Consider the following 7,512-nt stretch of genomic DNA (forward strand, 5'->3'; position numbering starts at 1 on the left):
TTCGGTCTACAACGTTCCTCCTTCCTGCTTGAAGACGAAGGAATGCCTAACGGTTAGTTGCTCCGGAACTGTGTGGGAGATGAGGACGACTACCTTGTGCTTTGCCCACTCGCCGAGCTCGTCGGTCAGGGCGTCGATGCCTCGAACGTCCAAACCGTTGAAAGGCTCATCGATGGCGACCACAGGGGTATCGGCGACAGTGCACATGAGCAGCCAGAGCTTCCGGATATTGCCCGTCGACAGCATGGAGACGGGTTGCTCCACCCAGTCTTCCAGTCCATACCTGGCCAGCCGGGCGAGCCCGGCCTCCGGGCCGACCTGACGGCTACGTGCCGCAAGAGCCAGATGATCGTGAACCGTCATGGAGGGGTAGAGCGCTGGCGTCGTACGGCAGACGCTCCGCACCTGGCGCGCGTCGGGAGAGCCGGCGTCGATCCCGCAAAGACGAACGCTTCCGGCCCAAGGTTGGAGGAAGCCGCTGATGAGCTCCAGAAGAGTCGATTTCCCGCTGCCATTGCTGCCGGCCACCCGGTAGAGCCCCGGCTCGTTCAGACTGAGACTGAGTCCGTCCAGGACCGGTGAGCCTTGCCGGTAGCCGGCGGTTACAGAATCAATTTCGATCGAAGCCTCAAAAGACGTTGGTGCAGGCATACGGCGGCTCCCAGGATCAAGAGGATGGAATAGCCCAACAACAGCACGGCGCTGAACTCAGGGCTGACAACAAGGATGAGCGAGCAAGGAGAAATCAGGAGGAGTGTGAAGAGTCCATCCATCACATCGTTGGATTTGGTGCCGTCAGTGGTGGTCGGCGGACGGGAGAGTGATTCCGCGACGACGCCGGACGCTGTGACGATCAAGCCCGCGAGGACAGCGCCAGGAACCGGAAGGTCCAGGGCGAGAAGCGCCCCTAGGAAAACAAATCCACCGATGGCCGCCCCCGCCATAACGTAAATCCCTACGAGCCGGACAACGATCGCGGCGGCGGAGAAGCCGTTCTCCCACGCAAAGCGGTAGTGGTGCAGTTTCGCAGTGGGCCCGATCCGATAGAGCATCGGTTCCGTGACGGCCAAGCTCAAGAGCACGGCAATGCCAACCAAGGATTTGTGCAGCTCCCCGGAGCCGAGCGCAGACGGCAGGGGGAGAATGCCCCTCGCTCCCAGGAGGATGCCAACGACGGCGATCCACGCGAGGACGATGGTGGCGATCACCGAGCCCTGTTTGCTGCTCAACAGATCAGTGACAACGAATAGCCCGAAGCTTGTCACCGCTCGCTGGCTGCCGCCCCGTTCGGTGCCGAGGGAGATCCTGCGGTAGCTGAGGCGGCGCCAAGCGCGGACGCTGAGGAGGATCAATATCCCGGACGCGGCCGCCGCGAGCACATACAACGCTGGAAGGAAGCGCGACGGGTCCTCGGCGAGTTCGTCAATCCGGGAGAGCTGAGGCAGGAGAAAGCCAGTGGCAGCTCCGAGCAACAACCCGAGGATGAGAGCCAAGAGGCAATACCGCCAATGGAGCCCTATCCGTCGCGCAGGTGTTGAGGCGAAATGGAGAACACAGTAGACGCACGCACAGGAGGCGAAGACCATGACGGAGACCGAAGCGGCCACGACGTCGAGGTAGCTCGGCGATTCCTCGAAGAAGACCACCAGGAATACCGCAGCCGAATACCAAAGGATGCCTGTGCGGCGGAGCGCCGGGACCAGGCCGTATCTCACCACAACCTGCTGCAGGGGAAGTTCCATCGCCCGGAATAGCTCCAGGTGCGGAGTGCCGGAGACTGCCAGCCGTCGGCTTGAAGCTACCTCGGTGAGCACCGTGGCGACGGCGAGGTAGAGGATCGCGAGGAATCCCCAATTGAGCACAGCGGCCGTGTCGTGGCGGAGCGGGCCGTCGCGGAGAACAGACATCGTGGATGCGAACACCAGTGTTCCGAGCAGGACCAAGGCTACCGAACCGGAGACCGCGAGGGCCCTGAAACCATCCAGCGTGAGCGGCAAACGCAGCGCATTGACGATTTCAAACGCCCGGAAGTCCCGCAGGATTCGGTAATCGGACCGCCGGACGGACGCCGAAGGGATCCTGGCGTTCGAAACCTGACCTTCGACATCGGCGGGAGAGACCTTGGTCGCCATCAGCGCCTAGAACTTGCTCCGCGGACTCTTCTTCTGGACTGAGTCCATGAAGGCCACAATGGTGAGGACCGCGAGTCCGAGCGCACAGACGGCGGCGACGGCCGACGTCGTTCCCTGGAACGGGACAACTATCACCGGGCTGAGGGCCGCCGCGTGCGCAAAACCGGCGACGGCGAAAACGGCCGCCTTGAGCGGTAGCCATTTCCCGGCCGGGCTGAAGGCCGCAATCAGGGGTGCGGCCACGCCGAGGACGAGAAGTACGGTGACGGTCGTGTTCTTCACGGCGAGGGGATCTATGTTCTTGAGGCCTTCCGGGGCAGGAGAAGCCCAAATCAGGCCGAGGGAAATGCAGGAGAATGCAGCGACCAAGAGGCCAACGATTCGTAGAAGAAGGCTGTAGAGCTGAGTAGTCATTGAGAATTTCTGTCCGTGGGTGGTGGTTGAGGAAGGTCAGCCGATGGCAACTATTGTTGACAGAGCTATGGCTGAAAGCACAACGAGGATCTTCCTGCCTGTGGAAAACCAGCGCCAATGTCGGTGGAAGATCGCCAGGGCAAGTACGGCCATCGAGGGGAAATAGGCCCAATATCCGGGCACATCCCTCGGTTGGATGACGCCGAAGACCACGCTGAATAGGTTCACGGGGATCGTGGCGAGAATGGCGATCACAAAGAAGGACCCGATTTTGAAGCGGCCCGCGATGACCGATTTTCCCGGGATCACTCTTTTGTCCAGGAACGCGGCGAGGGAGAAGTACAAAGCGATGATGACGGCGTAGACGAGGAAGAACAAAACGGTGCCCACCGTCATGGAGAGGCTCAGCAGTCGATCGTCCCCGATTTCCGAGCGCACGTCCGCCGGAACGTTCGCGTTGAGGTACTTCCTGGTCAGCGGAAGTCGCAGAGCCACCAAAGCCATCAGCAGGATGTAGCCCGCGATCCACAGACCGCGGGATGTCGAGATCCATTCCCTGCCTCCCGTTGGCTCGGGCCGCAACTTTCCGACCTTAGCGACGATAATGACGGTTTCGGACTCCCGGCCGTCTTCCGTGCTGGTCATGAATTCCTCCTCAGGTCCTTAGCTGAATCACGATGGCCTCGATGGCAGCACCGAGGACTATCAGGGCGATGGCAATGAGCAAGGTGCCGAGGGAACGGGCCATGTCGTCGATGAAAGACCTCAGGGTTGCCGGCTCGTTCTTCGTCAGCAGCCTGCGAGCCAGGCCAGCGGCGGGCTGGAATCCGGCGGTCGCCGCCAGCACGAGGCCGAAGAACTCGAACGGGACATACCAAATCACGTCGGCAACCAGGCCGGCACCCCCGACGGAATGCACCCCGAGGGATACCGTCGCCCCGACATACAGCGCCAGGATTCCGGCCCCGAGAAGCGTCGTGAGCCCCAGTGTCGCGACCCCCGAATAGAGCACCAAGGCCGCGCCGACGTTCCGCCCAAGGATCTGGAGGAAGTCCTTGCTGTAGAGAGGACTCCCACCCATGTCCCTCGCGTCCCGGATCCAGGACAGGTCCACGGCCGAATATCCGAAGACGGCTATGGCTGCCATGGCCAGACCCGTGCTTGGGAGCAACCATCCAGGGATGCCCCCAAGCACGCGTGCTGTCTTAGCAAGCATCGATTTACGCGACTGCTTGCGCCCGGCCGATGCGGAAGAGGATTCCTCGAGCCGTTGCGATCAAGGCACCAGTGATTCCTGCCCCGAATATTGTGCCGATGACAACGAGAGCCCAGCCTCCGACCTCGATGGCGTTCATGATCTGGGACGCCGCCGCGGCAGAGATGCCGAGGGACCCCGCGATCCATGAAACGGCCAAGCTCGCGCCGAAGATGCCAACCACAGCCAGCGCAGCCGCCGCCGCGGCCTGAAGGCCGGTCCTTTTCGTCATTGTTGATTCCACTACAACCCCATTTCTCGAGTAGAACGGCCAACGGTATTGCTGGCCTTGAAACGTGGTGCCCCTCCTCAAAGGAAGGCCATCCACGATTCAGATTCTCTCGGTGAAATTGGCGTCTACGTGTAAAAAACGGAAAAATCCGTGTGCCAAAGGCCGTTTCTCAGTGTGAACAAGCCGGATCTCCGTGTGCGTTCGGGCCCGTCTACGTGTTCACAGGGCAAAACACTGAGAGCCGGAAGCGGTCGTTGGAACGGTCAGGAGCCGCTTGCGGCTTGATCATGGCCGCGGCAAAGCTACCGTCGCGTAGACGGTGCCTTGGCCGGAGAACCGACAATGAACGGCCGTGTGTTGAGCGGTTCGACGGGAACGACAGGAGGCTTGACGTCGGCAATCGGTTCCGAACGCTCACCGCGGGAGCCGGTTCCGAGCCCGCGAACCGTCCAGCCTTGCGCCCGCCATGCCGCAGCGTCCAGGACGTTCCGCGCGTCCAGCACCAGCCGGCGTCGTACGAGCGAGCCGACGGCGGCGGGTGAGAGGGCGCGGTATTCGTCCCATTCGGTGAGCAGCAGCACCAACTCAGCGCCTTCGAGCGCGCGCGTGGTGGACGCTTCGAAGCGGAGCTGGGGGTAGCGCATCCACGCATTGTTGATGGCTTTGGGATCGGTCACCGTAACGTGGGCGCCCGCCGCGGCCAGTTGGAGTGCGACGTCGAGGGAGGGGGAGTCACGGATGTCGTCGGTGTCCGGCTTGAAGGCAGCGCCCAGTACGGTCACGGTGCGGCCGGACAGGAAGCCTTTGCACATGTCACGGGCGACGTCGACGGCCCGGGCGCGCTGGCCCAGATTGATGGAATCGACCACACCCATCCACTCATCGAGGGAAGACACGGACAGCGCTTGTGCCTGCGCGCGGAACGAGCGGATGTCCTTCGGCAAGCAGCCGCCGCCGAAACCCAGGCCGGCGTGGAGGTACCGGTTGCCGATGCGCGGATCCAGGCCCATCGCCTCACTGAGCTCGGTGACGTCCGCCCCCGAGGCGTCGCAAAGTTCGGCGATGGCGTTGATGAAGCTGAGCTTCGTAGCGAGGTACGCGTTGGAGGCGGACTTGATGAGCTCGGCGGTGGCAAAGTTGCAGACCAGCCGCGGGATCCCGGCGGAAATCAGCGGTTCGTAGACGGCGTCGAGCGCAGCCGTGATCGGGGTGCCGGCGGCGGAGTCCTTGCCGCCCGGAACGCCGTACACCAAACGATCCGGTACCAGGGAGTCCTTCACTGCCGTGCCTTGGCGCAGGAATTCGGGGTTCCAGCCGAGCAGGATATCGGGCCTACGGGCAAGGATGCCGCGGAGCATGTCCACTGTTCCCACAGGAACGGTGGATTTGCCGACGACGGCGGCGCCCCTCGCCAGATGCGGGAGAAGGCTCTTCGTCGCTGCGATCACGTAGGAGAGGTCCGCGGTATCCGAGGTCTTCGACTGCGGGGTGCCCACGCACAGGAAGTGCGTTTGGGCATCGGCGGCATCGGCGAAATCGGTGGAGAACGTAAGCCGCTTGGTAGCGAAGCCGTCCCGGAGAAGTTCATCAAGGCCGGGTTCGTGGAAGGGCGCGAAACCCTTGTTCAGGTGGGTCACCTTCTGGGCGTCGACGTCGATGCCCACCACGGTGTGGCCCATCGACGCGAGCGTTGCGGCGTGCACTGCGCCAAGATAGCCGCAGCCTACAACGGAGATTTTCATGCTGGGAGTCCTTTGCTGGAAGTCACGGAAATGGTGGCAGGCTCTGCCGGCTGGAGCTCGGCCGGCTGAAACGCGGTTGCCTGAAACTCGGCTGCCTGAACCGGGTGGCTGGGAGCAGTGGCCGGATCCACAAGCGCTTCACCGGAGATCACTGCCTCGTAATGCTCGACGAGTTGGGCGCTCAGCACCGGCCAGGTCCGTCCTTGGACCGACGCGAGCGCTGCCAGTCCGAACGCGCGGCGTTTGGCATCGTCGCCCACCAGGTCCTGCACGTAGGCCCGCAGCTGCGCGAGGTCCCCCGGCTCGTAAAGCCAGCCGGTGCGCGAGTTCTCCACGAGATCGAGGGGACCGCCCCGGCCGGTGGCCACGACGGGAACTCCGGACGCCATGGCCTCCTGGATCGTCTGGCAAAACGTTTCGAACTCGCCGGGATGGACGAAGAGGTCAAAGCCGGCCACAACGTGAGCCAATTCGTCGCCGCCCAGGAAGCCGGTGAAGAAGGCGTTCGGCAGGGCCGCTTCGAGGGCAGCGCGTTGCGGGCCGTCGCCCACAATGACAAGCCTTGTTCCCGGCAGATCCGCCAACACGGCGAGGTCCTCCACCTGTTTCTCGATCGCGAGGCGTCCGACGTAGCCGATGATGCGCTCGCCGTGGGGCGCCACCGAGGCGCGCCACGCCGTCGAGCGCTTGGTGGGGGAGAACCGCGCGGTATCCACACCGCGCCGCCACATGCCCACCCTGAGGATCCCGCGGCCGCGCAACTGGTTGAGCGCGAACGTGGACGGGACCAGTGTCCGGTCTGCACGAAGATGAATGTTGTCTACCCGGTTCCATGCCCAGTTCTCCAGCATGGGGAGGCCATACCGGGCGGCGTAGCTGGGGACCTCGGTTTGATAGATGGCAACCGTGGGGATGCCGAGCTGGCGCGCAGCCTGCACAGCCCGCCATCCGAGGACGAAAGGGGATGCGAGGTGGACGACGTCCGGTGCGTAGTCGGCAAGGATTCTCTTGACCCGGCTCACACCGCCCAACGCCACCCGCACATTTGTGTATCCGGCCAAGGGCACGGAGGGGAGGCGATGGACAAAAGCGCCGTTTACGACGTCCGAGACAGCAGTGTCCGACGTCGATGGCGCAATCACCATCACTTCGTCGCCTCGCTCTTGCAGATGCTCCAGCACCCGCAGGATGGAGTGCGTGACCCCGTTCATGAGCGGCAGGAATGATTCGGCAACGATAGCGATCCTCACCCCTCCACGGTGTGCGCGGCGGTTGGCGAAGCGGGGGAATGGGCGTGACTGCGAGGGGAAGGTTTGGTTAACAAATTGATGTTGTTTCCCCGAGTGGAGGATCCGTAGGGACGGAAAATTCGCCACTCTAGGCAATTACGGAGCTGAAAGACGGGTAGAAGTCACTCTTATCCCCCAATATCGGCCCGATTTACGGTGACAACGGTAGTGAACCTCGTGGCCATGACTGGGGCTTGTCCCGGGCACCGGGGTATTTCGGTAAGCGGGCGATGACTGGGCGGCGCGCCCGCACATGCTGAACAGCGTTGGGTGATTCACCCTGCGCCGCCCGTATGTTCGGCCAGGCCGTTGTCTAGAATCGAGCCAGACCCTATGAAACTCTTCAACCGTACTGACCATTTTGACCAGCACCGGATGTTTAAGGGGACGATCTGAACTGCCGTGGAGATCTCGGACAGTGGGCCCTCTTAAGATGAGGGTCTACCGA

The 7,512-nt window shown here is 62.8% G+C and carries 8 protein-coding genes; all 8 read right to left on the reverse strand.

The window, feature by feature from the left end; translation table 11 throughout:
- Positions 1-6: 6 nt before the first annotated feature.
- The gene (locus AC4CS3_RS21425; RefSeq protein WP_490785129.1) at positions 7-651 is read right to left on the reverse strand and encodes an ABC transporter ATP-binding protein; all 645 of its coding nucleotides are present in this window, start codon (positions 649-651) and stop codon (positions 7-9) included.
- A complete protein-coding gene (locus AC4CS3_RS21430; RefSeq protein WP_490785130.1) occupies positions 603-2,132 on the reverse strand; it encodes a hypothetical protein in 1,530 nt (509 codons plus the stop codon). Before AC4CS3_RS21430 ends, AC4CS3_RS21425 begins: the two co-directional genes overlap by 49 nt.
- A 6-nt stretch (positions 2,133-2,138) precedes the next feature.
- Positions 2,139-2,546: a hypothetical protein gene (locus AC4CS3_RS21435; RefSeq protein WP_490785131.1), complete on the reverse strand. Its 408-nt coding sequence runs from the start codon at positions 2,544-2,546 to the stop codon at positions 2,139-2,141.
- Positions 2,547-2,582: 36 nt separating this feature from the next.
- Entirely contained in the window at positions 2,583-3,191 is a 609-nt protein-coding gene (locus AC4CS3_RS21440; protein WP_490785132.1) for a hypothetical protein, read from the reverse strand.
- 10 nt (positions 3,192-3,201) lie between these two features.
- Positions 3,202-3,762 (reverse strand): stage II sporulation protein M, encoded by a 561-nt coding sequence (locus tag AC4CS3_RS21445; RefSeq protein WP_490785133.1) that lies wholly within the window; start codon positions 3,760-3,762, stop codon positions 3,202-3,204.
- A gap of 4 nt (positions 3,763-3,766) precedes the next feature.
- Positions 3,767-4,033 (reverse strand): uberolysin/carnocyclin family circular bacteriocin, encoded by a 267-nt coding sequence (locus tag AC4CS3_RS21450; RefSeq protein ID WP_345449998.1) that lies wholly within the window; start codon positions 4,031-4,033, stop codon positions 3,767-3,769.
- Positions 4,034-4,335: 302 nt separating this feature from the next.
- Positions 4,336-5,775 (reverse strand): UDP-glucose dehydrogenase family protein, encoded by a 1,440-nt coding sequence (locus tag AC4CS3_RS21455; protein WP_490785134.1) that lies wholly within the window; start codon positions 5,773-5,775, stop codon positions 4,336-4,338.
- Complete coding sequence (locus AC4CS3_RS21460; protein ID WP_490785135.1) at positions 5,772-7,025, reverse strand: glycosyltransferase family 4 protein; 1,254 nt, start codon at positions 7,023-7,025, stop codon at positions 5,772-5,774. The genes AC4CS3_RS21455 and AC4CS3_RS21460 overlap by 4 nt, the downstream gene beginning before the upstream one ends.
- Positions 7,026-7,512 lie beyond the last annotated feature (487 nt).

The sequence above is a fragment of the Arthrobacter sp. SE2 genome (genome assembly GCF_058244265.1).